Here is a 25,128-nt window from a genome sequence, read left to right on the forward strand (position 1 = left end):
ACTAAATGCACCATAGGCTGATTATCTGAGGTAAGTCTCAGAGACAAAGGAGCTTATGGAATTGGCCGCAAATATTCGTCTGCCGCGCCTGGCTGTCCTGATCGACGCCGACAATACATCATCAAAAATTGCCGATCGACTGTTTGAAGAAATAGCGCAAATCGGCGAGGCAAGCGTCCGGCGAATCTATGGTGACTTTTCCCATGCGAGGTCGAAGGGGTGGACGGACGTCCTCACGCGGCACGCGATCATCCCCCAACAGCAATTCGCTTACACTTCGGGCAAAAACGCCTCGGACATCACATTGGTGATCGACGCGATGGATCTGCTGCTAAGCGGTCGGCTCGACGGCTTCTGCCTCGTGTCATCCGACAGCGATTTCACGCGTTTAGCAGCAAGGATTCGAGAGCAGGGCATCGATGTCTTCGGTTTCGGCGAACAAAAGACACCCGAAAGTTTCAGGCAGGCGTGCCGCCGGTTCATTTATACAGAAAATCTCGTGGAACAGGTGGTCTCCGATAGCGATTCGAAGCCGGCGTTGCCGCTGAAGCCACCGAGCGCGGCGACCCCGATTATCAAGAAGATACTAGCAAACATGGAGAGCGAGGACGGTTGGGTCCATCTGGGTGCTTTAGGCACGCAACTCTCCAACTTGAAATCCGACTTTGATCCGCGAACCTACGGATACAAGAAACTGAGCGAGTTGGTGAAAAAGGCAGGTGCCTTTGAAGTGGAGCGATACCCGCCCGGCCCAATGCGAATACGGTTGCTCAAGAAGCAAAACGTCAAGCAATCAAATTAAACTAGGGTGAGAAATGGTGGGCGATGACGGACTCGAACCGCCGACATCCTCGGTGTAAACGAGGCGCTCTACCAACTGAGCTAATCGCCCGCTCGCTGACCGGATCATGTCCGCCGCGTCGGTGGCCGTGATCTATGCGGATCGGCGAAAATCCGCAAGAGCGTTTGTGAAGTTTTTTTGTTTTTTTTACTGGCGGTTCATCGGGCTCTTGTGAAAAAGCCCGGAAAATTGGGAGCCTTGCCCTGCGTCCCGTTGTCGCGAACCCGAATGCATGATCGGGGTCGGGAAGGGGGCTTTGGATAAAAATGACTTGCTCGCAGTTTTGTCTTGAAAGCTGCTTGACACTCCCAGACGAACGCCTTAGTTAGCCGCTCATCGAACGGGTTAGCCCGCTCGGCGAGGAGCGCTTTACTCCTCATCTGGAAATACGCGGGTGTAGCTCAGTTGGTTAGAGTGCCGGCCTGTCACGCCGGAGGTCGCGGGTTCGAGCCCCGTCACTCGCGCCATTCCCAGAAAAAGCAAAAGCAGGGCAGTCACTTGGCTGCCGAGGAGATCGGATATCAAGGTATCCAAAATGCGCGGGTGTAGCTCAGTTGGTTAGAGTGCCGGCCTGTCACGCCGGAGGTCGCGGGTTCGAGCCCCGTCACTCGCGCCACTCCTCCTCTTTCCCGAATTAAATTTGTTTTCAATCATATCTAAAGCGGATTTCGCGCGACACCCATTTTACCCGCTGGTAAGGTGTGCTCGGGTATCGGGTGAAAAGGCTTTGGTTGGACTTGCGCTGACCGACAGGCTGCGCTAACCACGGCTCGTTACAACTCTCTTTCGGCTTGTCGGCTCCGCCCCAGATGCTTCCCGGCATTAGAGACAAGCAGGGTGATATGATGACTGAACTTCTCAGTTCCTACCTTCCGATCGCCATCTTCATCGGTATAGCCCTTGTCATCGGCCTGGCGCTGTTGATCGCGCCATTTGCCGTTGCCTACAAGGCGCCTGATTCGGAAAAGCTTTCGGCCTATGAATGCGGCTTCAACGCCTTCGATGATGCGCGCATGAAGTTCGATATCCGATTTTATCTGGTGTCGATCCTCTTCATCATCTTCGATCTCGAAGTGGCCTTCCTGTTTCCATGGGCCGTGTCCTTCAGTGAAATCGGTTGGTTTGGTCTCTGGTCGATGATGGCCTTTCTCTTTGTGCTCACCATCGGCTTTATCTACGAATGGAAGAAGGGGGCGCTCGAATGGGAGTGATCCAGTCCAACACGCTGGTCGCCCAGCAGCCCAAGGGCATCATTGACCCCAATACCGGCAAGCCCATCGGCAGCGATGATGCCTTCTTCGGCGAGATCAACAATGAGCTCGCCGACAAGGGCTTTCTGGTTACGTCGACCGACGAGCTGATCAATTGGGCCCGTACCGGCTCGCTGATGTGGATGACCTTCGGTCTCGCCTGCTGCGCCGTCGAAATGATGCAGCTGTCTATGCCACGCTACGACGTCGAGCGCTTCGGCTTTGCGCCGCGCGCCTCGCCGCGCCAGTCGGACGTGATGATCGTTGCCGGCACGCTGACCAACAAGATGGCGCCTGCGCTGCGCAAGGTCTATGACCAGATGCCGGAGCCGCGCTACGTCATCTCCATGGGTTCCTGTGCCAATGGCGGCGGCTATTACCACTATTCCTATTCCGTCGTGCGTGGTTGCGACCGCGTCGTGCCGGTCGATATCTATGTGCCAGGCTGTCCCCCCACGGCAGAGGCGCTTCTTTACGGAGTGCTGCTGCTGCAGAAGAAGATCCGGCGCACCGGAACGATCGAGCGGTAAGGCGAAGGGACAAGAGAATGACTGAAGCCCTGAACGAGCTGGCATCCTACCTCAAGGAAATGCGCGGCGCGTTGATCGCGACGAGCGAAATCACCTATGGCGAATTGACGCTGACCGCCAAGGCGGAAAACATCATCTCGCTGCTGACTTTCCTGCGCGACGATGTCCAGTGCGGGTTCGTCAACCTGATCGACATCTGCGGCGTCGACTATCCGAAGCGCGAAGACCGCTTCGAGGTGGTCTATCACCTGCTGTCGCCGCGCCAGAATCAGCGCATCCGCATCAAGGTCGCGACCGGCGAGTTCAAGCCGGTTCCGTCGGCCTGTCCTGTGTTCCCGGGCGCCGACTGGTTCGAGCGCGAGACCTGGGACATGTACGGCATCCTGTTTACCGACCATCCGGACCTGCGCCGCATCCTCACCGATTACGGTTTCGAGGGGCATCCGCTGCGCAAGGACTTCCCGACCACCGGCTTTGTTGAAGTCCGCTACGATGACAATGCCAAGCGCGTTGTCTACGAGCCGGTCGAACTGAAGCAGGAATTCCGGAATTTCGACTTTCTCTCGCCATGGGAAGGCACGGATTACGTGCTGCCGGGCGATGAGAAGGCGACCAGTTAAGCGGAAGGTTTGGGCCATGACAGAACACAACGTCCGCAACTTCAACATCAATTTCGGTCCGCAGCATCCGGCCGCACACGGGGTCTTGCGCCTCGTGCTGGAACTCGACGGTGAAATCGTCGAGCGCGTCGACCCGCATATCGGCCTGCTGCATCGCGGCACCGAAAAGCTGATCGAGACCAAGACCTATCTCCAGGCGCTGCCGTATTTCGATCGTCTCGACTATGTCGCGCCGATGAATCAGGAACACGCCTATTCGATGGCCGTCGAGAAGCTGCTCGGTCTGCAGATCCCGATCCGCGGCCAGCTGATCCGCGTTCTCTACTCGGAAATCGGCCGTATCCTGTCGCATCTTTTGAACGTCACCACGCAGGCGATGGACGTCGGTGCGCTGACGCCGCCGCTCTGGGGTTTCGAAGAGCGCGAAAAGCTGATGGTGTTCTATGAGCGCGCCTGTGGCGCCCGCATGCACTCGGCCTATATCCGTCCCGGCGGCATTCACCAGGATCTGCCGCACGAACTGGTCGAGGATATCGGCAAATGGTGCGATCCGTTCCTGAAGACCCTCGACGATATCGACGATCTTCTGACCGGCAACCGCATCTTCAAGCAGCGCAATGTCGATATCGGCGTTGTCACCCTTGATGATTGCTGGGCCTGGGGCTTTTCCGGTGTCATGGTCCGTGGGTCCGGTGCCGCCTGGGACCTGCGCAAGTCCCAGCCTTACGAATGTTACGCCGATCTCGACTTCGACCTGATGGTCGGCAAGAATGGCGACTGCTACGACCGTTATCTGATCCGCATGTTCGAAATGCGCGAATCGGTGAAGATCATGAAGCAATGCGTCAATCGTCTGCTCGGCGATGCCAGGGTCGGCCCGATCTCGGCGCTGGACGGCAAGGTCGTTCCGCCCAAGCGCGGCGAGATGAAGCGGTCGATGGAAGCCCTGATCCATCACTTCAAGCTCTACACCGAAGGCTACCATGTGCCCGAGGGCGAGGTTTATGCGGCCGTTGAAGCGCCCAAGGGCGAATTCGGCGTCTATCTCGTCTCCGATGGCAGCAACAAACCGTATCGCTGCAAGATCCGCGCCCCGGGCTATGCCCATCTCCAGGCGATGGATTTCATTTGCCGCGGCCACCAGCTGGCGGACGTATCCGCCATCCTGGGTTCGCTGGACATCGTGTTCGGGGAAGTTGACCGCTGATGCTGAAGACCCTTGTCGCGATCGCTGCTTTTGTCTGTGCCTCCGCTGCGGTGGCGCAGGAAAGCGACGTGACGGCGAGCAAGTCATCGGCATCGATGGCAAATCTCATCAAGCAGGGATATGAAATCAAGAGCTCGTCCTGGACCGGCTCGAAGCTGTTCGTGTTCCTGCAGAAAGATAAGTCGGCCTATGCCTGCGAATTCGCCAATGTGACGAATACGCGGTGTGGTTCCATAAACTGATACAAGGCGTGAGGAAGTATGTCCGTTCGTCGACTAGCCGAAGAGCAATTTCAGCCGGCAGGCTTTTCCTTCAATGCGGAAAATGCCGTTTGGGCTGACGCCACCATCCGCAAATACCCGGAAGGCCGCCAGCAATCGGCGGTCATCCCGCTGTTGATGCGGGCGCAGGAGCAGGATGGCTGGGTGACGAAGGCGGCGATTGAATTCGTCGCTGAAAAGCTCGACATGCCGTATATCCGGGTGCTGGAGGTCGCGACCTTCTACACCCAGTTCCAGCTGCGGCCGATCGGCACCCGTGCACACATCCAGGTCTGTGGCACCACGCCGTGCATGCTGCGCGGCGCAGAAGACCTGATCAAGGTCTGCAAGTCGAAGATCCATCACGATCCGTTCGAACTGAATGAATCGGGAACGCTGTCCTGGGAAGAGGTCGAGTGTCAGGGCGCCTGCGTCAACGCACCGATGATCATGATCTTCAAGGATAGCTACGAAGACCTGACGCCGACCCAGCTCGAGCACATCATCGACCGTTTTGATGCAGGCAAGGGCTCCGATATCAAGCCCGGCCCGCAGATCGATCGCGTCTTCTCCGCCGCAGCAGGCGGTCCGACCGCGCTGATCGAGCCGATCGAGCCGATCCGTTTTCAGGATTCACCGGCCGCACAAGTCGAAGCCGCACCGGCACCTGCCGTGACTGCATCCGTGCCGCCGGCCAATGCTGCCAAGCCGGTCACCGATGCTCCGGAAACCGATGCCAAGCTGAAGACCCCCGCAACCGACAAGAAGGCTGCAGCGGAAAACATCAAGGTCAAGGGCGACAATGCCGATACGGCTCGTAGCGAAAAGCCTTCGCTGGAAGACAAGAACCGCCCGGCCGGCATCGAAAAGCCGGACGCAGTCGATGACCTGAAGATGATTTCGGGCGTCGGTCCGAAGATCGAGGCGACGCTGAACGGTCTCGGCATCTACAAGTTCGAGCAGATTTCCAAGTGGAAGAAGGCCGAGCGCGAATGGGTCGATGGTTATCTGAAGTTCTCCGGACGCATCGAGCGTGACGACTGGGTCAAGCAGGCCAAGGCGCTCGCCAAGGGCGGCGAAGCCGAATACATCAAAGTCTTCGGCAAGAAGCCGCGCTGAGAGGTAAAGTGATATGTTGAAAGATCAGGATCGCATCTTTACCAATATCTATGGCCTCAAGGACAAGTCCCTGAAGGGTGCCATGGCACGTGGCCATTGGGATGGAACCAAGCAGATCCTCGAAAAGGGTCGTGACTGGATCATCAACGAGGTCAAGAACTCGGGTCTGCGCGGCCGCGGTGGCGCCGGCTTCCCGACCGGCCTCAAGTGGTCGTTCATGCCGAAGGAATCGGACGGTCGTCCGCATTACCTCGTCGTCAATGCCGACGAATCCGAGCCCGGCACCTGCAAGGACCGCGACATCCTGCGCCATGATCCGCATACGCTGATCGAAGGCTGCGTGATCGCGTCTTTCGCCATGGGCGCCAATGCGGCCTATATCTATGTCCGTGGCGAGTTCATGCGCGAGCGTGAAGCACTGCAGGCGGCGATCGATGAGTGCTATGACGCTGGCCTGCTCGGCAAGAACAACAAGCTCGGCTACGACATCGACATCTACGTCCATCACGGCGCCGGCGCCTATATCTGCGGCGAGGAAACGGCACTTCTCGAGAGCCTGGAAGGCAAGAAGGGCCAGCCGCGCCTGAAACCGCCGTTCCCGGCCAATATGGGCCTCTACGGCTGCCCGACAACGGTCAACAACGTCGAGTCGATCGCGGTAACCCCTACGATCCTGCGCCGCGGTGCCGGTTGGTTCTCTTCGTTCGGCCGCGCCAACAATGTCGGCACCAAGCTTTTCATGATCTCCGGCCACGTCAACCGTCCCTGCACGGTTGAGGAAAGCATGGGCATCACCTTCCGCGAAATGATCGAGAAACACGGCGGCGGCATCCGCGGCGGCTGGGACAACCTTCTCGCTGTAATTCCCGGCGGCGCATCCTGCCCGGTCGTCAAGGCTGAGGACATGATGGATGTCGTGCTCGACTTCGACGGTCTTCGCGAAGTGAAGTCTTCGTTCGGCACCGGCGGTATGATCGTCATGGACAAGTCGACCGATATCATCAAGGCGATCTGGCGTATCTCGGCCTTCTTCAAGCACGAGAGCTGCGGCCAGTGCACGCCATGCCGCGAAGGCACAGGCTGGATGATGCGGGTGATGGAACGCATGGTGAGGGGCAATGCCCAGAAGCGCGAAATCGACATGCTGTTCCAGGTGACCAAACAGATCGAAGGGCACACCATCTGTGCGCTTGGCGATGCGGCCGCATGGCCGATCCAGGGGCTGATCCGCAATTTCCGTCCGGAAATCGAGGCGCGCATCGATCAGTATACACGCAACGCCATTGCACATGGCGTCGTCATGGAAGCCGCCGAGTAAGGCGAACGAAGGGTCTGGAGCGATGGTCAGCGGTTCTGACAAGACGGGGGAAGGCAAGCCGGTTGATCCGGTCGATGCCGCGCGTCTGGCAGAAACACTGAACCCGCTGATGAGCAATCCGGCAGCAGCCATGGCGGCAGCAACCGCGATTGGCTTCGGACTTGCGACGCATATGACAAACCTGTTCTTCGGCTCGCTGCAGGGCGCCATGGATGCGTCCGGCAAACTGGCGCGCAAGATCGAGGAAGATCGCAAGGCTGCCGAGGAATCCGAGCCGCAGGTTTCGACTGAAGCGACAGGGCCTGTAGCGGCCAAGCCGTCGGTCAAGCCGCAGGCGAAAACCAAAGCGGCTCCGGTCAAGGTCGCGAAGCGTGTTGTGGCGAAGCCGGCGCCGTCCAAGCCGGTTGCGGTGAAAACACCGGTTGCCAAGGTTTCGGCCGGTGACAAGCCGGCTCCGGCGCCAGTGGCGAAAGCCAAGGCAAAAGCCTCTGGCAAGGCAGACGATCTGAAGAAGATCGAAGGCATTGGCCCGAAGCTCGAGCAGGTTCTGATCGGCAGGGGCATCAGCCGGTTTGCCCAGATTGCAGATCTCGGCGAAGAGGCGCTTTCCGCCTTGGACAAGGATATTGGTCTCGACGGCCGTGTGCTGCGGGATGATTGGGCGGGGCAGGCCCGCCGTCTTTCGGGCGGCAAGGTCCGCTCAGGCAAATAAGGTTACGGTCGGACGGCGCGGTGGCGACGGGGCTGACCGGGGGAAATGAACGGGCGAGGGCGCAACATCTGCGGATGGGCGCTGAGCCGGTCGGAAGAGAAATCTCCGGCAAAGTGCGCGGTGCGCGTGAGGCAGGAAGGCGAATATGGCAAAGCTGAAGATCGACGGCAAAGAGATCGAGGTTCCGGATCATTTCACGCTGTTGCAGGCGTGTGAGGAAGCCGGCGCTGAAGTCCCGCGCTTTTGTTTCCATGAACGTCTGTCGGTCGCCGGCAATTGCCGGATGTGCCTTGTCGAGGTGAAGGGCGGCCCGCCGAAGCCGGCAGCCTCCTGCGCCATGGGCGTGCGCGATATCCGCGGTGGCCCGAACGGCGAACTGGCGGAAGTCTTTACCAACACGCCGATGGTCAAGAAGGCCCGCGAAGGCGTGATGGAATTCCTGCTGATCAACCACCCGCTGGATTGCCCGATCTGCGACCAGGGTGGCGAATGCGATCTGCAGGACCAGGCCATGGCGTTTGGTATCGACAGCTCGCGCTATACCGAGAACAAGCGCGCCGTCGAAGACAAGTATATCGGGCCGTTGGTCAAGACCGTGATGAACCGCTGCATTCACTGCACGCGCTGCGTCCGCTTCACCACCGAAGTCGCCGGCATTGCCGAACTCGGCCTGATCGGCCGTGGCGAAGACGCCGAAATCACCACCTATCTCGAGCAGGCGATGACGTCCGAGCTTCAAGGCAACGTCGTTGACCTCTGCCCGGTCGGCGCGCTGACCTCCAAGCCGTTCGCTTTCACCGCCCGTCCGTGGGAACTCGGCAAGACCGAATCCATCGACGTCATGGACGCCCTCGGTTCGGCGATCCGCGTCGATACCCGCGGCCGCGAAGTCATGCGCGTCATGCCGCGTGTCAACGAACAGGTCAACGAAGAGTGGATCTCCGACAAGAGCCGCTTCATCTGGGATGGTCTGAAGACCCAGCGTCTCGACCGTCCTTACGTGAAGAAGGATGGCCGTCTGCAGCCGGTCAGCTGGGCGGAAGCCTTTGCGGCGGTCAAGTCGGCTGTTGCCTCCACATCGGCGGACAAGATCGGCGCCGTTGCCGGCGATCTGGCGTCCGTTGAAGAAATGTATGCGCTGAAGTCGCTGCTCACCTCGCTCGGCTCGGCCAATACCGACTGTCGCCAGGATGGGGCGGCACTTGATCCGTCGCGTGGCCGCTCCAGCTACATCTTCAATGCCAGCATCGAAGGCATCGAAGCCGCCGATGCGATCCTCATCGTCGGTGCCAATCCGCGCTACGAAGCTTCCGTGCTCAATGCCCGCATCCGCAAGCGCTGGCGTCGTGGCGGCCTGCCGATCGCGGTGATCGGCGAAGCTGGCGATCTGCGCTATCCGTATGAGTATCTCGGTGCCGGCACCGAGACGCTGGCCGAACTGGTCTCCGGCAAGAACAGCTTTGTCGAAAAGCTGACCGCTGCCAAGAACCCCCTGATCATCATCGGCCAGGGCGCCTTGATCGGTGCCGAGGGTGCGGCCGTTCTCGCCAATGCCGCAAAGCTTGCCAATGCCGTTGGTGCGCTGACCGACGAGTGGAACGGTTTCTCCGTCCTGCACACCGCCGCCGCACGTGTCGGTGGCCTCGACCTCGGCTTCGTGCCGGGCGAAGGCGCTGTTGCCGCCGGCGCCATGCTGTCGTCGCTCGACGTCGTCTTCCTGCTCGGCGCCGACGAACTCGACTTTTCCGCCAAGACCGCCAAATGTGTCGTCTACATCGGCAGCCACGGCGACAATGGTGCTCACAACGCAGACATCATTCTGCCGGGCGCGACATACACCGAAAAGTCCGGCACCTGGGTCAACACCGAAGGCCGCGTCCAGATCGGCAACCGCGCCGGCTTCGCACCGGGCGAGGCCCGCGAAGACTGGGCGATCCTGCGTGCGCTTTCCGACGTGCTCGGCAAGAAGCTGCCGTTCGATTCGCTGTCCCAGCTCCGTGCAAAGCTCTATGAGGCCTACCCGCATTTCGCCGAGATCGACGAAGTCGCGCCGGGCTCTTCGGCCGATATTGCTGCACTGGCGAAAAAAGCCGGGAAGATGGGCAAGTCTCTGTTTGCGTCGCCGATCAAAGACTTCTATTTGACGAACCCGATCGCGCGCGCTTCGGCCGTCATGGCCGAGTGCTCGGCATTGGCCCGCAACAATTTCAAGGCTGCGGCAGAGTAAGGGCAGGGGACCATGGATAATTTCGTTTCCACTTATGTGTGGCCGGCGGCCATCATGATCGGCCAGTCGCTTCTGCTGCTGGTCTGCCTGCTCGTCTTCATTGCCTATATCCTTCTCGCAGACCGCAAGATCTGGGCGGCCGTTCAGCTACGTCGCGGCCCGAACGTCGTTGGCCCCTGGGGTCTGTTCCAGTCTTTCGCCGATCTGCTGAAGTTCGTCTTCAAGGAGCCGGTCATTCCGGCCGGCGCCAACAAGGGCGTCTTCCTTCTCGCGCCGCTGGTTGCCGTGACGCTGGCTCTGGCCACCTGGGCGGTTGTCCCGGTCGCGGATGGCTGGGTGATTGCCAATATCAATGTCGGCATTCTTTACGTCTTCGCCATCTCGTCGCTCGAAGTCTACGGCATCATCATGGGCGGCTGGGCTTCGAACTCGAAATACCCATTCCTCGGTGCGCTGCGCTCTGCGGCGCAGATGGTGTCCTACGAAGTCTCGATCGGCTTCGTCATCGTCACCGTACTGCTCTGCGTCGGCTCGCTGAACCTGACCGACATCGTCATGGCGCAGCATGACGGCCTTGGCACGATGATGGGGCTCCCGGCATCCTTCCTCGACTGGCACTGGCTGTCGCTGTTCCCGATGTTCGTGATCTTCTTCATCTCGGCACTGGCGGAAACCAATCGCCCGCCCTTCGACCTTCCTGAAGCCGAATCCGAACTCGTCGCCGGCTTTATGGTCGAATACGGCTCGACCCCCTACATGATGTTCATGCTCGGCGAATATGCAGCCATCGTGCTGATGTGCTCGCTGACCACGATCCTCTTCCTCGGAGGCTGGCTGCCGCCGGTCGACGTCTGGTTCCTCAACTGGGTCCCGGGTATCATCTGGTTCGTGCTCAAGGCATCCATGGTCTTTTTCATGTTCGCCATGGTGAAAGCCTTCGTTCCGCGTTACCGCTACGACCAGCTGATGCGTCTGGGCTGGAAGGTATTCCTGCCGCTCTCGCTCGCCATGGTCGTCATCGTTGCATTCGTGCTGAAGCTGATGGGTTGGGCATGATCATGTCCACCCGGAAACTCGGCTGATTAGGAGATTAGGATGGCTGCTCTTTCACAGGCTATCAACGCACTTTTCCTGAAGGAATTTGTCGGGGCGTTTTTCCTCTCGATGCGTTACTTCTTCCGGCAGAAGGCGACGATTAACTACCCCTTCGAAAAGGGGCCGATCTCCCCGCGCTTCCGTGGTGAGCATGCGCTGCGCCGTTATCCGAACGGCGAAGAACGCTGCATCGCCTGCAAGCTGTGCGAGGCGATCTGTCCTGCCCAGGCTATCACCATCGAGGCTGGCCCGCGCCGCAACGACGGCACCCGCCGCACGGTGCGTTACGATATCGACATGGTGAAGTGCATCTATTGTGGTTTCTGCCAGGAAGCCTGCCCGGTCGACGCGATCGTCGAAGGTCCGAACTTCGAGTTCGCCACCGAGACCCGCGAGGAACTCTATTTCGACAAGGCACGGCTGTTGGACAACGGCGACCGCTGGGAGCGTGAAATCGCGCGCAACCTGGCGCTCGACGCTCCGTATCGCTGATCCTTTAGGATCAAGTCGCTCGGGCGAGGCATTGGGCCCCGCCAGAGCATTGATGTTTGTAACGGGCATGCCGGTGGGGATATCGGTCATGTCTTATCGGGCGGCGGGGCAGGGCCCTCGTCCGGGGGAAGATGAAAAGGCACCAACATGGGTCTTCAGGCTCTCTTTTTCTATCTCTTCGCCATTGTCGCCGTGGCTTCGGCCTTCATGGTGATATCGGCTCGGAATCCGGTCCATTCGGTCCTGTTCCTCATTCTCACCTTCGTCAATGCGGCGGGTCTCTTCCTGCTGACGGGCGCTGAATTCCTGGCGATGATCCTCCTTGTCGTTTATGTCGGCGCCGTGGCGGTTCTCTTCCTGTTTGTCGTCATGATGCTCGATATCGATTTCACCGAGCTGCGCGCAGGTGCCGCAAAATACGCGCCGATGGCATCGCTGATCGGTCTGATCGTCGCAGCCCAGCTGGTCTTCGTGATCGGCGGCAGCGTCATCAGCCCTGCGGCCAAGGATGCAATTACATTGCCGATCCCGGCTCTGTCGGAACGGCAGAACACCCAGGCGCTCGGTGACGTGCTCTACACACATTACATCTTCTATTTCCAGATCGCCGGCTTGGTGCTGCTGGTGGCAATGATCGGGGCGATCGTCCTGACCCTGCGTCACCGCGAAAACATCAAGCGGCAGGATATTTCCCGCCAGGTTGCCCGCTCGCCCGAGACCGCCGTCAAGGTGGTCAAGGTCAAGCCGGGCCAGGGCGTCTGAGCCGAGCACGAGGTCAAGGAACGTAAATCATGGAAATCGGTCTTTCCCACTACCTGACGGTCAGTGCCATTCTCTTTACCCTCGGGGTCTTCGGCATCTTCCTGAACCGCAAGAACGTCATCATCATCCTGATGTCGGTCGAACTCATCCTTCTGGCCGTCAACCTCAACATGGTGGCCTTCTCTGCCTTCCTCGGCGACATCGTCGGCCAGGTCTTCGCGCTGTTCATCCTGACGGTGGCAGCGGCGGAAGCTGCGATCGGCCTTGCGATCCTGGTGGTCTTCTATCGTAATCGCGGCTCGATCGCCGTCGAAGACGTCAACGTGATGAAGGGCTGATACGGCTATGCTGATCTACAAGGCTATCGTCTTTCTCCCCCTTATCGGTGCGCTCATCGCCGGCCTGTTTGGTCGCCAGATCGGCGCCAAGGCTTCGGAATACGTCACCACAGGATTGATGATCATTGTCGCGCTCCTGTCCTGGATCGTCTTCTTCAACGTGGCGATGAGCCACGAAGCACATGAAGTCATCAAGGTACCTGTCCTGCGCTGGATCCAGTCCGGCGGCATCGATGTCGAATGGGCGCTGCGCGTCGACACGCTGACGGCAGTCATGCTGATCGTGGTGAACTCGGTCTCGACCCTGGTTCACGTCTATTCGATCGGCTACATGCATCACGATCCGCATCGTCCGCGTTTCTTTGCCTATCTGTCGCTGTTCACCTTCGCGATGCTGATGCTGGTCACCTCCGACAACCTGCTGCAGATGTTCTTCGGCTGGGAAGGCGTGGGTCTGGCCTCCTATCTGCTGATCGGCTTCTGGTTCAAGAAGCCGTCTGCATCGGCTGCCGCGATGAAAGCCTTCATCGTCAACCGCGTCGGAGACTTTGGCTTCATCCTCGGCATCGGCTGCGTCTTCGTCATGTTCGGTTCGATCAATTTCGAAACGATCTTTGCCGCTGCCCAGACCTATCTGCCGCCCGAAGGTGCAGGCTCGCCGGAAGTGGTTATGAACCTCTTCGGCATGCAGCTTGACCGCAGTCACGCCCTGACCGGCGCCTGCCTGCTGCTGTTCATGGGCGCTATGGGCAAGTCGGCCCAGTTCCTTCTCCACACTTGGCTGCCGGACGCCATGGAAGGCCCGACCCCGGTTTCGGCGCTGATCCATGCCGCGACCATGGTCACTGCCGGCGTCTTCCTCGTCGCCCGCATGTCGCCGCTGTTCGAACTGTCGCCGGATGCGCTGACCGTTGTCACGCTGGTCGGTGCGATCACCGCCTTCTTCGCCGCGACGGTCGGTCTGGTGCAGAACGACATCAAGCGCGTCATCGCCTATTCGACCTGCTCACAGCTCGGCTACATGTTCGTCGCGCTCGGCGTCGGTGCCTACGGCGCCGCCATCTTCCACCTGTTCACCCATGCCTTCTTCAAGGCGCTCCTGTTCCTATGCGCCGGCTCGGTCATCCATGCCGTCGATGGCGAGCAGGACATGCGCTACATGGGTGGCCTGCGTCCGCATATCAAAGTCACCTTTGCCATGATGCTGCTGGGCACGCTCGCCATTACCGGCGTCGGCATTCCCTTCACGCCGATCGGTTTTGCCGGCTTCTTCTCCAAGGACGTGATCATCGAAGCGACCTATGCATCGCATTCGCCGATCGCGGGCTTTGCCTTCGCCATGCTGGTGATTGCTGCTCTGTTCACCAGCTTCTACTCGTGGCGCCTGATGTTCATGACCTTCTTCGGCAAGCCGCGCGCATCGGCCGACGTCATGCATCACGTGCATGAATCGCCGACGGTGATGCTTCTGCCGCTGGTCCTGCTCGCCATTGGTGCGATCTTTGCCGGTGTCGTGTTCGAAGGCTATTTCTTCGGCCACCACTATGCCGACTTCTGGAAGGGCGCGCTGTTCACCCTGCCGGAAAACGAGCTGGTGGACGAGTTCCATCACGTGCCGGCCTGGGTTGCCCTCAGCCCGTTCGTCGCGATGCTCATCGGCTTCGTCACCGCCTGGTACATGTATATCAAGAACCCGTCGGCACCGAAGAAGCTCGCCGAGCAGCAGTGGATGCTCTACCAGTTCCTGCTCAACAAGTGGTATTTCGACGAGCTTTACGACTTCCTCTTCGTTCGCTCGTCCAAGGCGCTCGGCCGCTTCCTGTGGAAGAAGGGTGACGTAGCCACCATCGATGCTTACGGCCCGAACGGCGTTGCTGCCTCTGTTGCCGGTCTGACCCAGAGGGTTGTCCGCCTGCAGTCCGGCTACCTCTATCATTATGCCTTCGCGATGCTGATCGGTGTCGCCGCCCTTATTACCTGGATGATGCTCGGGAGTTCCTTCTGATGACCGACTGGCCAATTCTCTCGACGGTCACCTTTCTGCCGCTGGTTGGCGTGGCGCTGCTGCTGCTCACCCGCGGTGACACTTCCCTTGGTCGGCGCAACATTCTCAATGTCTCGCTGCTGACGACGGTCTTCACCTTTGTCGTCTCGCTGTTCATCTGGATCGGCTTCGACAATGCGAATACCGGCTTCCAGATGGTCGAAAAGCATGACTGGCTCGGCACCGGCATCGCCTACCATGTCGGCGTCGACGGCATCTCGATGCTCTTCGTCGTGCTGACGACGCTGTTGATGCCGTTCTGCATCCTGGCGAGCTGGAATTCGGTCCAGAAGCGCCTCAAGGAATACATGATCGCCTTCTTGCTGCTCGAAACGCTGATGATCGGCGTCTTCGTGTCGCTCGACATCGTGCTGTTCTACGTCTTCTTCGAAGCAGGCCTGATCCCGATGTTCATCATCATCGGTGTCTGGGGTGGCAAGGACCGCGTCTACGCCTCCTACAAGTTCTTCCTCTACACGCTGCTCGGCTCGGTGCTGATGCTGCTCGCGATCATGGCGATGTACTGGGATGCCGGCACGACCGATATTTCCCAGCTGCTGGCCCATGACTTCCCGCCGCAGATGCAGACATGGCTATGGCTTGCCTTCTTCGCCTCGTTCGCGGTGAAGATGCCGATGTGGCCGGTGCATACCTGGCTTCCCGATGCCCACGTGCAGGCGCCGACCGCCGGCTCGATGATCCTGGCCGGCATCCTCCTGAAACTTGGCGGCTACGGCCTGCTGCGCTTCTCGGTGCCGATGTTCCCGCTGGCCTCCGACTATTTCGCGCCGCTCGTCTTCACCCTGTCGGTCATCGCCATCATCTACACCTCGCTGGTGGCCATGATGCAGGACGACATGAAGAAGGTCATTGCCTATTCGTCCGTCGCCCACATGGGCTACGTCACCATGGGCACGTTTGCCGCTAATGCGCAGGGCATCCAGGGCGCGATCTTCCAGATGATCAGCCACGGCTTCGTCTCGGCCGCGCTCTTCTTCTGCGTCGGCGTCATCTATGACCGTCTGCATACCCGCGAGATCACCGCCTATGGTGGCCTGGCCACCAACATGCCGAAATATGCCGTTGCCTTCATGGTCTTCACCATGGCCAATGTCGGCCTTCCGGGCACGTCCGGCTTCGTCGGTGAATTCCTCACCCTGATCGGCGTCTTCCGCGCCAATACATGGGTCGCGCTGTTTGCCGCCACCGGTGTTATTCTCTCGGCCGGCTATTCGCTCTGGCTCTATCGCCGGGTCGTCTTCGGTGCGCTGGAGAAGGAAAGCGTCAAGGCCATGCTCGATCTGTCAGGTCGTGAGAAGCTCATTCTCTACCCGCTGATCGTGCTGACCATCTTCTTCGGTGTCTATCCGGCTCCGATCATGGATGTGACGCGCGCTTCGGTCGACAACTTGGTGAACAATTATTCCGCAGCCTTGCAAGCAGCCCAGTCCCTGGCGCTGACTGCGAACTGACGACAGGATCCTTTGGATATGACCGTTGAAACTCTCATCGCAAGCCTGCATCTGGTCACGCCGGAACTGATCCTCGCCCTCGGCGCGCTTGCGTTGCTCATGATCGGCGTGTTTTCGGGCGATCGGGCGACCGGTACCGTCACGGGCCTGGCCGTCGCGCTGCTGCTCGCGGCCGGCGTCTGCGTCATCTGGTTCTCGGGCGAGGGCGAAGCCTTCAACGGTGCCTATATCGCCGATGGCTTCGCGCGCTTCATGAAGATCCTGGCCCTGATCGGTTCGATCACCGCCATGATCATGGCTGTCGGCCATGCCAAGAACGATCATCTCGACAAGTTCGAATTCCCGGTCCTTCTGGTTCTGGCGACCCTTGGTATCATGCTGATGATCTCGGCCAATGACCTGATCTCGGTCTATCTGGCACTCGAACTTCAGTCGCTTGCACTTTATGTCGTGGCCGCCATCAATCGCGACAGCCTGCGCTCCACCGAAGCCGGCCTCAAGTATTTCGTTCTCGGTGCACTGTCGTCGGGCATGCTGCTCTATGGCATGTCGCTGGTCTATGGCTTTACCGGCAATACCGGCTTCGACGAAATCGCGGCTGTCCTGTCGGCAGGCGAACCGCAGCTCGGCCTGATCTTCGGTCTGGTCTTCATCATGGCCGGCCTTGCCTTCAAGATCTCCGCCGTTCCGTTCCACATGTGGACGCCGGACGTCTATGAAGGCGCACCGACCCCGGTCACCGCTTTTCTGGCAGCCGCACCGAAGATCGGCGCCATGGCGATCTTCGTCCGTATCGTCATCGACGCCTTCCTGCCGATCTTCGCAGAATGGCAGCAGATCGTCGTGTTCATCTCGATCGCTTCGATGGTTCTGGGTTCGGTCGCGGCCATCGGCCAGCGCAACATCAAGCGTCTGATGGCCTATTCCTCGATCGGCCACATGGGCTATGCGCTCGTTGGTCTGGCAGCCGGCACCGCCGGCGGCGTGTCCGGCGTGCTGCTCTACATGGCGATCTATCTCGTCATGACGCTCGGCACCTTCGCCTGCATCATGGCGATGCGCCAGAAGGAAGGCGGCAATGTCGAGAACATCGACGATCTCGCCGGTCTGTCGACCACACGTCCGTTCATGGCCTTCGTCCTCACGGCGCTGATGTTCTCGCTGGCCGGCATTCCGCCGCTGGCAGGCTTCTTCGCCAAGTACTTCGTCTTCGTCGCGGCGATCGAAGCCAAGCTTTATGCGCTGGCGATCATCGGTGTGCTGGCTTCGGTCATCGGCGCCTACTACTACCTGCGCATCATCAAGGTCATGTGGTTCGATGAAGCCAAGGGTGAGTTCGCCCGCACGGCTGGTGAACTTCGTCTGGTCTTCGGTCTCTCCGGTCTGTTTGTCGTCGGTTATGTCGTCTTCGGCGGACCGCTCGGCACGGCGGCTGAAGCGGCTGCAAAGACGCTGTTTAATTGACAGGCGTCGACCGATCACGCCGGTTGTCGATCGATAGCTTCCGGCACGAGCAGTTGGACGAAGTTTCGTCCACCAATGTTGAATGTCTCGCCCGCGCTCGCGCGGGCGATTCTGGTTTCCTCTGGGTGACGGCGAAATGCCAGACCGGTGGTCGTGGCCGCCGCGGACGGGCCTGGGTTTCCGAGCGTGGCAATCTCTATGCGTCGCTGCTGCTGATCGATCCGGCGCCGATGGAGGATCTCGCATCCCTACCGCTTGCCGTGGCCACAGCCGTTCATGCATCCATTCGCGCCGTCATGCCGTTTGGCTCGGCTCCGGTCGAAATCAAATGGCCGAACGATGTGCTGATCGGTCGGCGCAAGACGTCCGGCATCCTGATGGAAGCGGAAAAGCTTGCCGATGGACGCACCGCATTGGTGATCGGCATCGGCATCAACATCGTCGCCCGTCCCGACCATACGCTTTATCCGGTGACGTCGCTTGCGGACGAAGGTGTTTCGATCTCGCCAGAGGAAGTCTTTGCCCACCTGTTTGCCGAGATGACGGACGCCATCTCCATCTGGGATCAGGGCAGGGGCATTGCTGTGATCGTCAAACGTTGGCGCGCTGTCGCATGCGGCCTTGGCGAGAAAATAACTGTCAATCTGCCGGATCGCTCGATTCCCGGGACCTTTGCCGGAATCGATGATAAGGGAGTTCTATTGCTCGACCGCGGTGCTGATGGAACCATGTCCATCGCCGCAGGTGATGTGTTTTTCGGGTAAACTGGATCAGGAAAAAGAATGGCTAACAACGACGAACTGGTTTTCCTGCCGCTTGGCGGCGTGGGTGAAATCGGGATGAACCTCGCGCTTTACGGCTACGGCCCGGCCGCAAACCGTCAATGGATCATGGTCGATTGCGGCGTGACCTTTGCCGGTCCCGAACTGCCCGGTGTCGATCTGGTCTTCCCCGATATCAGCTTCATCAAGAAGCAGAAGAAGAACCTCAAGGCCATCATCATCACCCATGCGCACGAGGACCACTACGGCGCCTTGAACGATTTGTGGCCGGGCCTGAACGTCCCGGTCTATGCTTCGGGCTTCACCGCCGGCATGCTCGAAGCCAAGCGCGCCTACGAGGGCAGCCGTGCCGAAATTCCGATCACGCCGTTCAAGGCCGGCGATACGATCAATGTTGGTCCTTTCTCGATCGAGGCGATCGGCGTCAATCACTCGATCCCGGAGCCGATGTCGCTGATCATCCGCACGCCACTTGGCAATCTGGTGCATACCGGCGACTGGAAGATCGACCACAATCCGTCGCTCGGCCCGATCACCGATGAGCAGCGCTTCCGCGCCGTCGGCGATGAAGGCGTGCTGGCTGTCATGTGCGATTCGACCAACGCGTTGCGCGATGGCGTTTCGCCCTCGGAAGAGGAAGTGTCCGAGGGCCTGCGCAAGATTATCGAGGCCGCCGAAGGCCGCGTTGCGATTACCACCTTCTCGTCGAATGTCGGGCGTATCCGCTCGATCGCCCTGGCGGCAGAAGCCGCGGGTCGCGAAGTGCTGCTGCTCGGCAGTTCGCTGAAGCGCGTCACGGCTGTCGCCCAGGATATCGGCATCATGGAAGGACTGCGTCCATTCATCGCCGAGGATGAATTCGGCTTTATTCCGCGCGACAAGGTTGTCGTCATCCTGACCGGTAGCCAGGGTGAATCGCGCGCAGCGCTGGCAAAGCTGTCGCGTGATGAGATGCGCAATGTCGCTCTTGCCTCAGGCGATACGGTCGTCTTTTCGTCTCGCGCAATCCCGGGCAACGAAAAGGCCATTCAGGACATCAAGAATGGTCTGGTCGAGCAGGGCGTGCATATCGTCACCGATAGCGAGGCGCTGGTGCATGTGTCGGGACATCCCCGCCGCAACGAGTTGCTGAAGATGTATGAGTGGACCAGGCCGAAGATCCTTGTGCCGGTTCATGGCGAGGCGGCGCATCTGGTTGCCCAGGGCGAACTTGCCCGTCAGGCCGGTATCGAGACGGTGCCGAAAGTGCGCAACGGCGACATCCTGCGTCTTGCGCCAGGTGACGTCGAAGTGATCGGAAAAGCCCCGTTCGGTCGCGTCTACAAGGACGGGAGACTGGTTGGCGACCTCGAAGAAATGGGCATTGCGGATCGCAAGCGTCTTTCCTTTGCCGGTCATGTGGCAATCAATGTTCTTCTCGATAGCCGTTACGACTTTGTCGGTGACCCTGATGTCGTGGCGTTCGGTCTTCCCGAACTCGACCATGAGGGCGAAGATATGGAGGATACGCTGTATGACGCCGTTCTCGGCGCCGTCGAGAGCATTCCGCGCACCCGCCGCAAGGAACTCGAAATGGTTCGTGAAGCCGTCCGGCGCGCTGTGCGCTCTGCTGCCAATGAAGCTTGGGGCAAGAAGCCGATCGTCACTGTCTTCCTGACCAAAGTTTGAGGGACGGCGCGGGGGCAACCACTTTAGTGTCCCCGCATCGATTTTCGAGGAGAAGCAGTATGCTCGGTCGGGTCAATCACATCGCCATCGCCGTTCCCGATCTCGCGCGCGCCACCGCAAGCTATCGGGATACGCTGGGGGCGAAGGTTTCACAGGCGCAGGCCTTGCCGGAGCACGGGGTGACTGTGGTTTTTGTCGAGCTGCCAAACACCAAAGTGGAACTGCTCGAGCCATTGGGCACAGGCTCGCCGATAGCGGCCTTCCTCGCCAGAAATCCCGATGGCGGCATGCATCATATCTGTTATGAGGTCGATGACATTCTGGTCGCGCGCGATCAACTGATCGAAGCCGGCGCAAGGGTCCTCGGATCCGGCGATCCGAAGACCGGCGCCCATGGCAAGCCGGTTCTTTTCCTTCACCCGAAGGATTTCCACGGAACCTTGATCGAGCTCGAACAGGTCTGATGCGTCGCTTTGTCCTTTGTGCCGCGGGCTCCAAGGCATTATAGCAACCGGCGTGTCCGGTATCGGGCTCATACTGGGCCCACATGCAAGATGGGCCGCACGCGCGGCTAGTGGAGAACAGGCATATGGCGATCATTTCAGCGCTGGCGGTCTATTTCGTCATTTGGTGGCTAACGCTGTTTGTCGTCCTGCCGATCGGCCTTCGCACGCAAGCGGAAGATGGGAATGTGGTTCCGGGCACCGTTGCCAGTGCGCCGACCCGCTTTCGCGGCCTTCGGGTCATGATGACGACGACCATCGTCTCGGCACTGATCTATGGCGGCTGGTACGTGGCGAGCACGTATTTCGGCATCAGCGTCAACGACTTGCCCAGAATTCTCCCGGAATTCGGCAAGTAACAGTCTGGGTTTTAGAGTGGTCCTTTTGAAGAGTGGCAGCGACGCCTGCCGCATTTCATGCTCTTTCAACAGGCCAAAAAAAAACAAGGTCTGTGAAGACCTTGTTCAAATAATCGCGTGATCCTTCACCAATTAAGGGGCTGCGACAAGCGCGCCTAAGATCTGATCCTCCCAAGACTTTACCGCGACAATGGCAAGAATTTGAACTCCCTGCCTCTTTTATGGGCTGAAACTAGCCCAATCCATGGACGTTGTCACCCCTAAAATTTGCATAAATGCTACAGTCACCGAAAAAAATCGCATTGGCCTGAAATGTCGCAGAACTGCCATGAAACTCCAGCATTCGCCACTGCGCCTCTGGCTTTTTTGTGGCTCTGACGACCGCTTGTGGGTGAAAGAGCGCGATGCCGCTTGCGGGTTTTCATCGGATGCTGAAACGGCTATGAACGCATCCGGATATCCCAATTCAATCGCTGATTCCGCCATTTGGCCGGGATCTTCAACCAGCTGGAAATTGTTATGCGTCTGTCGCGCTATTTCATGCCGATCCTGAAGGAAAACCCGAAGGAAGCCGAAATCGTCTCCCACCGTCTGATGCTGCGGGCCGGAATGATCCGTCAGCAGAGCCAGGGGATCTATTCCTGGCTGCCGCTTGGCAAGCGCGTGCTCGACAAGGTCAACAAGATCATTCGTGAAGAGCAGAACCGCGCCGGCGCCATCGAGCTTTCGATGCCGACGCTGCAGTCGGCCGAACTCTGGCAGGAGAGCGGACGCTACGAGGACTACGGCAAGGAAATGCTGCGCATCAAGGACCGGCAGGACCGCCCGATGTTGTACGGCCCGACCAACGAGGAAATGATCACCGACATTTTCCGCTCATCGGTCAAGTCCTACAAGAGCCTGCCGCTCAACCTCTATCATATCCAGTTGAAGTTCCGCGACGAGATCCGTCCGCGTTTCGGCACCATGCGCTCGCGCGAATTCCTGATGAAGGATGCCTATTCCTTCGACCTGACCCAGGCCGATGCGATCCATTCCTACAACAAGATGTTCGCCGCCTATCTGCGCACATTCGCCCGTCTCGGCATGCGCGCGATCCCGATGCGCGCCGATACCGGCCCGATCGGTGGCAATCACAGCCATGAATTCATTATTCTGGCCGATACCGGCGAGTCGGAAGTGTTCTCGCACAAGGCTTTCGTCGATTTCGACATCCCGCCGGAGGATACCGATTTCGACGACGTTGCCGGCCTGCAGGCGATCTTCGACAAGTGGACCTCGGTCTATGCCGCGACATCCGAAATGCATGACGAGGCGGCGTTCAACGCGATCCCCGACAGCGATCGTCTGTCCGCCCGCGGCATCGAGGTCGGTCACATCTTCTACTTCGGCACCAAATATTCCGAACCGATGGGCGCCAAGGTCCAGGGTCCGGACGGCAAGGAACACCTTGTCCACATGGGTTCCTATGGCATTGGTCCGTCACGCCTTGTTCCCGCCATCATCGAAGCCTCGCATGACGACAACGGAATCATCTGGCCGGCATCTGTTGCGCCGTTCGATGCTGCCGTGATCAACATGAAGGCAGGCGATGAGGCTTGCGACGCCGCATGCGAAACGCTCTACGCCGCCCTGCTCAAGGCCGGCAAGGATGTTCTGCTCGACGATACCGATGATCGCGCAGGCACCAAGTTCGCCACGGCAGACCTGATTGGCGTGCCGGTGCAGATCATTGCCGGTCCTCGCTCGGTCGCCTCTGGCGAAATCGAGCTCAAGGACCGCAAGACCGGAGCGCGCGAGACGATGACGATCGAAGCGGCGATCAACAAGCTGACTGCCTAAGGGCGAAAGCAGGGAGACACCATGGCGAGCAAAGCCGCTGGCAACGAGACGGGCACAGCCCAAAAGGGCACCGCCGCGAGGGCTTTTTCCGCCTTTGAACGCATGGTCGCCTGGCGCTACCTGAGAGCGCGGCGCAAGGAGGCGTTCATTTCGGTGATCGCCGGCTTTTCCTTCGTCGGCATCATGCTCGGCGTGGCGACGCTGATCATTGTCATGGCGGTGATGAACGGATTCCGCACCGAACTGGTCTCACGCATTCTCGGCATCAACGGCCATATGGTCGTACAACCGATCGATCAGCCGCTGAACGACTATGCCGATCTTGCCAGCCGCTTTTCGGCGGTTGAAGGCGTGACCATGGCTCTGCCGCTTGTCGAAGGCCAGACGCTGGCCTCGGGGCGGGAAGGGGCAGGTACCGGCGCCTTGGTTCGTGGCATCCGTCCCGAGGATCTTGCCAAGCTCACCGTTGTCGCCAGCAATATCCGCTCCGGCGACATGGCCGGTTTCAATGCCGGCGAGGGCGTGCTGATCGGCTCGCGCATGGCAGCCCAGTTGGGCCTGAGCGCCGGCGACACGATCACGCTTGTTTCACCGGAGGGTGACGTGACGCCGATGGGTGTCAACCCGCGGGTCAAGTCCTATCCGGTGTCAGGCATCTTCGAGATCGGCATGTCGGAATACGACGCGTCGATCATCTACATGCCGCTTGAGGAGTCGCAGCTTTATTTCAACGTCGAAGGCATCGTCCAGTCGATCGAGCTGTTCATTTCAGATCCGGACGCCGTCGATGACCTGCGCCCGCTGATCGAGCAGGCGGCCGGCCGCCAGATCTTCATCACCGACTGGCGCCAGCGCAACCAGACCTTCTTCTCGGCGCTGCAGGTCGAACGCAACGTCATGTTCATGATCCTGACATTGATCGTGCTCGTCGCCGCGCTCAACATCATTTCCGGCCTGATCATGCTGGTCAAGGACAAGGCGAGCGACATCGCCATCCTGCGCACCATGGGGGCAACGTCCGGCGCGATCATGCGCATCTTTTTCATGACGGGTGCTGCCATTGGCACGACAGGCACGTTTGCCGGTGTCCTGCTCGGTGTACTGGTCTGTCTGAACATCGAATCGATCCGCCAGTTCTTTTCCTGGGTCTCGGGCACGGTGCTGTTTGATCCGGAACTCTATTTTCTCAGCCAGCTGCCCGCCGACATGAATGTCGGCGAGACGATTTCGGTGGTGGTCATGGCGCTCAGCCTGTCGTTCCTCGCGACCATCCTCCCTGCCTGGCGGGCCTCGCGCCTCGATCCGGTGCAGGCATTGCGCTACGAATAAGGATGCCGAACCCGATGGCCAACGACGTTGTTCTTTCGCTTGCCGGCATCGACCGCCATTATGGCCAGGGCGAAACCGTGCTTTCCATTCTGAAGGGGGCCGATTTCACCTTGAGAACCGGTGAAACGGTGGCGCTGGTGGCGCCATCAGGCACAGGCAAGTCGACACTTTTGCATATCGCAGGCCTGCTGGAGCATCCCGATGCAGGCGAGGTGACAGTGGGTGGTATCGCCTGCCATGACCTTGGCGATGAACAGCGCACGACGATCCGGCGCAATTCCGTCGGCTTCGTCTATCAGTTTCATCACCTGCTGCCGGAATTTACCGCGCTTGAAAATGTGATGATGCCGCAGCTGATTGCCGGTCTGCCGCATGCCGAAGCCAAGGAGCGCGGCAAGCAGCTTCTCGACTACATGCGCATCGGCCCGCGGGCGGAGCATCGTCCGGCCGAACTTTCGGGCGGCGAACAACAGCGCGTCGCAATCGCGCGTGCGGTTGCCAACGCACCTCTGGTTCTCCTGGCCGACGAGCCGACCGGCAATCTCGATCCGGAAACGGCATCCTATGTCTTCTCGGCGCTGGAGGCGCTGGTGCGCCAGTCTGGCCTGTCGGCGATGATCGCAACCCACAACCACGAGATCGCCCGCCGCATGGATCGCTGCGTGACATTGGTCGACGGAAAGATTGTCGAATTCCACCCCTGATCCATCAGGATGCAGACCAGGCCCATTGCGAGGTGGATTTTGTTCCGCTTGCAATGGGCTTTTTTTTGGTTGACAACAGAACAGAAAGAGAACAAATTAAAAACATAAAGAGACAGGAGACAGACATGACCGAAATACTTCGTGACGTTGCTGCATTCGCCTCCCTAGCCATGTTCGTTGGCAGCATGTC

General features: G+C 59.5%; 24 protein-coding genes and 3 tRNA genes. 26 read left to right on the top strand and 1 reads right to left on the bottom strand.

Annotated features, from left to right (window positions below):
* Positions 1-55: 55 nt before the first annotated feature.
* Positions 56-802: an NYN domain-containing protein gene (locus LQ231_RS09855; RefSeq protein WP_230171220.1), complete on the top strand. Its 747-nt coding sequence runs from the start codon at positions 56-58 to the stop codon at positions 800-802.
* A 14-nt stretch (positions 803-816) separates the two neighbouring features.
* Here the strand turns inward: LQ231_RS09855 and LQ231_RS09860 are convergent.
* Positions 817-892 (bottom strand) — tRNA-Val (locus tag LQ231_RS09860).
* Between the two features lie 339 nt (positions 893-1,231).
* Here LQ231_RS09860 and LQ231_RS09865 point away from each other — a divergent pair.
* The 25 genes from LQ231_RS09865 (at position 1,232) to LQ231_RS09985 (ending at position 24,938) form a co-directional block, all read left to right on the top strand.
* Positions 1,232-1,308: transfer RNA gene (locus LQ231_RS09865), tRNA-Asp, on the top strand.
* Between the two features lie 72 nt (positions 1,309-1,380).
* Positions 1,381-1,457: transfer RNA gene (locus LQ231_RS09870), tRNA-Asp, on the top strand.
* A 229-nt stretch (positions 1,458-1,686) separates the two neighbouring features.
* Positions 1,687-2,052, top strand: a complete 366-nt coding sequence (locus LQ231_RS09875; protein ID WP_037073464.1) for an NADH-quinone oxidoreductase subunit A — start codon at positions 1,687-1,689, stop codon at positions 2,050-2,052.
* Positions 2,043-2,621 (top strand): NADH-quinone oxidoreductase subunit B, encoded by a 579-nt coding sequence (locus LQ231_RS09880; protein ID WP_007601786.1) that lies wholly within the window; start codon positions 2,043-2,045, stop codon positions 2,619-2,621. The genes LQ231_RS09875 and LQ231_RS09880 overlap by 10 nt, the downstream gene beginning before the upstream one ends.
* 17 nt (positions 2,622-2,638) lie before the next feature.
* Entirely contained in the window at positions 2,639-3,241 is a 603-nt protein-coding gene (locus LQ231_RS09885; protein WP_113140991.1) for an NADH-quinone oxidoreductase subunit C, read from the top strand.
* Between the two features lie 16 nt (positions 3,242-3,257).
* Entirely contained in the window at positions 3,258-4,448 is a 1,191-nt protein-coding gene (locus LQ231_RS09890; protein WP_113140992.1) for an NADH-quinone oxidoreductase subunit D, read from the top strand.
* Entirely contained in the window at positions 4,448-4,690 is a 243-nt protein-coding gene (locus tag LQ231_RS09895; protein ID WP_113140993.1) for a hypothetical protein, read from the top strand. The genes LQ231_RS09890 and LQ231_RS09895 overlap by 1 nt, the downstream gene beginning before the upstream one ends.
* Before the next feature lie 18 nt (positions 4,691-4,708).
* The gene (locus LQ231_RS09900; RefSeq protein ID WP_113140994.1) at positions 4,709-5,827 is read left to right on the top strand and encodes an NADH-quinone oxidoreductase subunit E; all 1,119 of its coding nucleotides are present in this window, start codon (positions 4,709-4,711) and stop codon (positions 5,825-5,827) included.
* Positions 5,828-5,840: 13 nt separating this feature from the next.
* The gene (nuoF, locus tag LQ231_RS09905) at positions 5,841-7,145 is read left to right on the top strand and encodes an NADH-quinone oxidoreductase subunit NuoF (RefSeq protein ID WP_230171221.1); all 1,305 of its coding nucleotides are present in this window, start codon (positions 5,841-5,843) and stop codon (positions 7,143-7,145) included.
* Between the two features lie 22 nt (positions 7,146-7,167).
* On the top strand, positions 7,168-7,857 hold the full coding sequence (locus LQ231_RS09910; RefSeq protein WP_230171222.1) for a hypothetical protein: 690 nt from the start codon (positions 7,168-7,170) through the stop codon (positions 7,855-7,857).
* 145 nt (positions 7,858-8,002) lie between these two features.
* Positions 8,003-10,084 (top strand): NADH-quinone oxidoreductase subunit NuoG, encoded by a 2,082-nt coding sequence (nuoG, locus tag LQ231_RS09915; RefSeq protein WP_230171223.1) that lies wholly within the window; start codon positions 8,003-8,005, stop codon positions 10,082-10,084.
* Positions 10,085-10,096: 12 nt separating this feature from the next.
* Positions 10,097-11,140: an NADH-quinone oxidoreductase subunit NuoH gene (gene nuoH, locus LQ231_RS09920; protein WP_113140998.1), complete on the top strand. Its 1,044-nt coding sequence runs from the start codon at positions 10,097-10,099 to the stop codon at positions 11,138-11,140.
* Positions 11,141-11,179: 39 nt separating this feature from the next.
* Positions 11,180-11,671: an NADH-quinone oxidoreductase subunit NuoI gene (gene nuoI / locus LQ231_RS09925; RefSeq protein ID WP_007599695.1), complete on the top strand. Its 492-nt coding sequence runs from the start codon at positions 11,180-11,182 to the stop codon at positions 11,669-11,671.
* Positions 11,672-11,818: 147 nt separating this feature from the next.
* Positions 11,819-12,433, top strand: coding sequence for an NADH-quinone oxidoreductase subunit J (locus LQ231_RS09930; protein ID WP_230171224.1), 615 nt, complete (start codon positions 11,819-11,821; stop codon positions 12,431-12,433).
* A 29-nt stretch (positions 12,434-12,462) separates the two neighbouring features.
* Positions 12,463-12,771, top strand: coding sequence for an NADH-quinone oxidoreductase subunit NuoK (nuoK, locus tag LQ231_RS09935; protein ID WP_113141000.1), 309 nt, complete (start codon positions 12,463-12,465; stop codon positions 12,769-12,771).
* A gap of 7 nt (positions 12,772-12,778) precedes the next feature.
* On the top strand, positions 12,779-14,776 hold the full coding sequence (gene nuoL / locus LQ231_RS09940) for an NADH-quinone oxidoreductase subunit L (protein WP_162742595.1): 1,998 nt from the start codon (positions 12,779-12,781) through the stop codon (positions 14,774-14,776).
* The gene (locus LQ231_RS09945) at positions 14,776-16,287 is read left to right on the top strand and encodes an NADH-quinone oxidoreductase subunit M (protein ID WP_113141001.1); all 1,512 of its coding nucleotides are present in this window, start codon (positions 14,776-14,778) and stop codon (positions 16,285-16,287) included. The genes nuoL and LQ231_RS09945 overlap by 1 nt, the downstream gene beginning before the upstream one ends.
* A gap of 18 nt (positions 16,288-16,305) precedes the next feature.
* Positions 16,306-17,751: an NADH-quinone oxidoreductase subunit NuoN gene (nuoN, locus tag LQ231_RS09950; protein WP_230171225.1), complete on the top strand. Its 1,446-nt coding sequence runs from the start codon at positions 16,306-16,308 to the stop codon at positions 17,749-17,751.
* Complete coding sequence (locus tag LQ231_RS09955) at positions 17,748-18,515, top strand: biotin--[acetyl-CoA-carboxylase] ligase (RefSeq protein WP_230171226.1); 768 nt, start codon at positions 17,748-17,750, stop codon at positions 18,513-18,515. The genes nuoN and LQ231_RS09955 overlap by 4 nt, the downstream gene beginning before the upstream one ends.
* Before the next feature lie 18 nt (positions 18,516-18,533).
* The gene (locus LQ231_RS09960; RefSeq protein WP_230171227.1) at positions 18,534-20,201 is read left to right on the top strand and encodes a ribonuclease J; all 1,668 of its coding nucleotides are present in this window, start codon (positions 18,534-18,536) and stop codon (positions 20,199-20,201) included.
* A gap of 59 nt (positions 20,202-20,260) precedes the next feature.
* Entirely contained in the window at positions 20,261-20,665 is a 405-nt protein-coding gene (gene mce, locus LQ231_RS09965; protein WP_230171228.1) for a methylmalonyl-CoA epimerase, read from the top strand.
* A gap of 125 nt (positions 20,666-20,790) precedes the next feature.
* Positions 20,791-21,063 (top strand): DUF1467 family protein, encoded by a 273-nt coding sequence (locus LQ231_RS09970; protein WP_230171229.1) that lies wholly within the window; start codon positions 20,791-20,793, stop codon positions 21,061-21,063.
* 519 nt (positions 21,064-21,582) lie between these two features.
* Positions 21,583-22,905 (top strand): proline--tRNA ligase, encoded by a 1,323-nt coding sequence (proS, locus tag LQ231_RS09975; protein WP_230171230.1) that lies wholly within the window; start codon positions 21,583-21,585, stop codon positions 22,903-22,905.
* Positions 22,906-22,926: 21 nt separating this feature from the next.
* Positions 22,927-24,234, top strand: coding sequence for a lipoprotein-releasing ABC transporter permease subunit (locus LQ231_RS09980; protein WP_230171231.1), 1,308 nt, complete (start codon positions 22,927-22,929; stop codon positions 24,232-24,234).
* A gap of 14 nt (positions 24,235-24,248) precedes the next feature.
* Positions 24,249-24,938, top strand: a complete 690-nt coding sequence (locus LQ231_RS09985; protein WP_230171232.1) for an ABC transporter ATP-binding protein — start codon at positions 24,249-24,251, stop codon at positions 24,936-24,938.
* Positions 24,939-25,128 lie beyond the last annotated feature (190 nt).

This window comes from Rhizobium sp. CECT 9324, from assembly GCF_918741265.1.
Classification (GTDB): domain Bacteria; phylum Pseudomonadota; class Alphaproteobacteria; order Rhizobiales; family Rhizobiaceae; genus Allorhizobium.

Coding starts and splice junctions, on each gene's coding strand:
- LQ231_RS09855 (WP_230171220.1), top strand. CDS start 56: ATGGAATTGGCCGCAAATATTCGTCTGCCGCGCCTGGCTGTCCTGATC.
- LQ231_RS09875 (WP_037073464.1), top strand. CDS start 1,687: ATGACTGAACTTCTCAGTTCCTACCTTCCGATCGCCATCTTCATCGGT.
- LQ231_RS09880 (WP_007601786.1), top strand. CDS start 2,043: ATGGGAGTGATCCAGTCCAACACGCTGGTCGCCCAGCAGCCCAAGGGC.
- LQ231_RS09885 (WP_113140991.1), top strand. CDS start 2,639: ATGACTGAAGCCCTGAACGAGCTGGCATCCTACCTCAAGGAAATGCGC.
- LQ231_RS09890 (WP_113140992.1), top strand. CDS start 3,258: ATGACAGAACACAACGTCCGCAACTTCAACATCAATTTCGGTCCGCAG.
- LQ231_RS09895 (WP_113140993.1), top strand. CDS start 4,448: ATGCTGAAGACCCTTGTCGCGATCGCTGCTTTTGTCTGTGCCTCCGCT.
- LQ231_RS09900 (WP_113140994.1), top strand. CDS start 4,709: ATGTCCGTTCGTCGACTAGCCGAAGAGCAATTTCAGCCGGCAGGCTTT.
- nuoF (WP_230171221.1), top strand. CDS start 5,841: ATGTTGAAAGATCAGGATCGCATCTTTACCAATATCTATGGCCTCAAG.
- LQ231_RS09910 (WP_230171222.1), top strand. CDS start 7,168: ATGGTCAGCGGTTCTGACAAGACGGGGGAAGGCAAGCCGGTTGATCCG.
- nuoG (WP_230171223.1), top strand. CDS start 8,003: ATGGCAAAGCTGAAGATCGACGGCAAAGAGATCGAGGTTCCGGATCAT.
- nuoH (WP_113140998.1), top strand. CDS start 10,097: ATGGATAATTTCGTTTCCACTTATGTGTGGCCGGCGGCCATCATGATC.
- nuoI (WP_007599695.1), top strand. CDS start 11,180: ATGGCTGCTCTTTCACAGGCTATCAACGCACTTTTCCTGAAGGAATTT.
- LQ231_RS09930 (WP_230171224.1), top strand. CDS start 11,819: ATGGGTCTTCAGGCTCTCTTTTTCTATCTCTTCGCCATTGTCGCCGTG.
- nuoK (WP_113141000.1), top strand. CDS start 12,463: ATGGAAATCGGTCTTTCCCACTACCTGACGGTCAGTGCCATTCTCTTT.
- nuoL (WP_162742595.1), top strand. CDS start 12,779: ATGCTGATCTACAAGGCTATCGTCTTTCTCCCCCTTATCGGTGCGCTC.
- LQ231_RS09945 (WP_113141001.1), top strand. CDS start 14,776: ATGACCGACTGGCCAATTCTCTCGACGGTCACCTTTCTGCCGCTGGTT.
- nuoN (WP_230171225.1), top strand. CDS start 16,306: ATGACCGTTGAAACTCTCATCGCAAGCCTGCATCTGGTCACGCCGGAA.
- LQ231_RS09960 (WP_230171227.1), top strand. CDS start 18,534: ATGGCTAACAACGACGAACTGGTTTTCCTGCCGCTTGGCGGCGTGGGT.
- mce (WP_230171228.1), top strand. CDS start 20,261: ATGCTCGGTCGGGTCAATCACATCGCCATCGCCGTTCCCGATCTCGCG.
- LQ231_RS09970 (WP_230171229.1), top strand. CDS start 20,791: ATGGCGATCATTTCAGCGCTGGCGGTCTATTTCGTCATTTGGTGGCTA.
- proS (WP_230171230.1), top strand. CDS start 21,583: ATGCGTCTGTCGCGCTATTTCATGCCGATCCTGAAGGAAAACCCGAAG.
- LQ231_RS09980 (WP_230171231.1), top strand. CDS start 22,927: ATGGCGAGCAAAGCCGCTGGCAACGAGACGGGCACAGCCCAAAAGGGC.
- LQ231_RS09985 (WP_230171232.1), top strand. CDS start 24,249: ATGGCCAACGACGTTGTTCTTTCGCTTGCCGGCATCGACCGCCATTAT.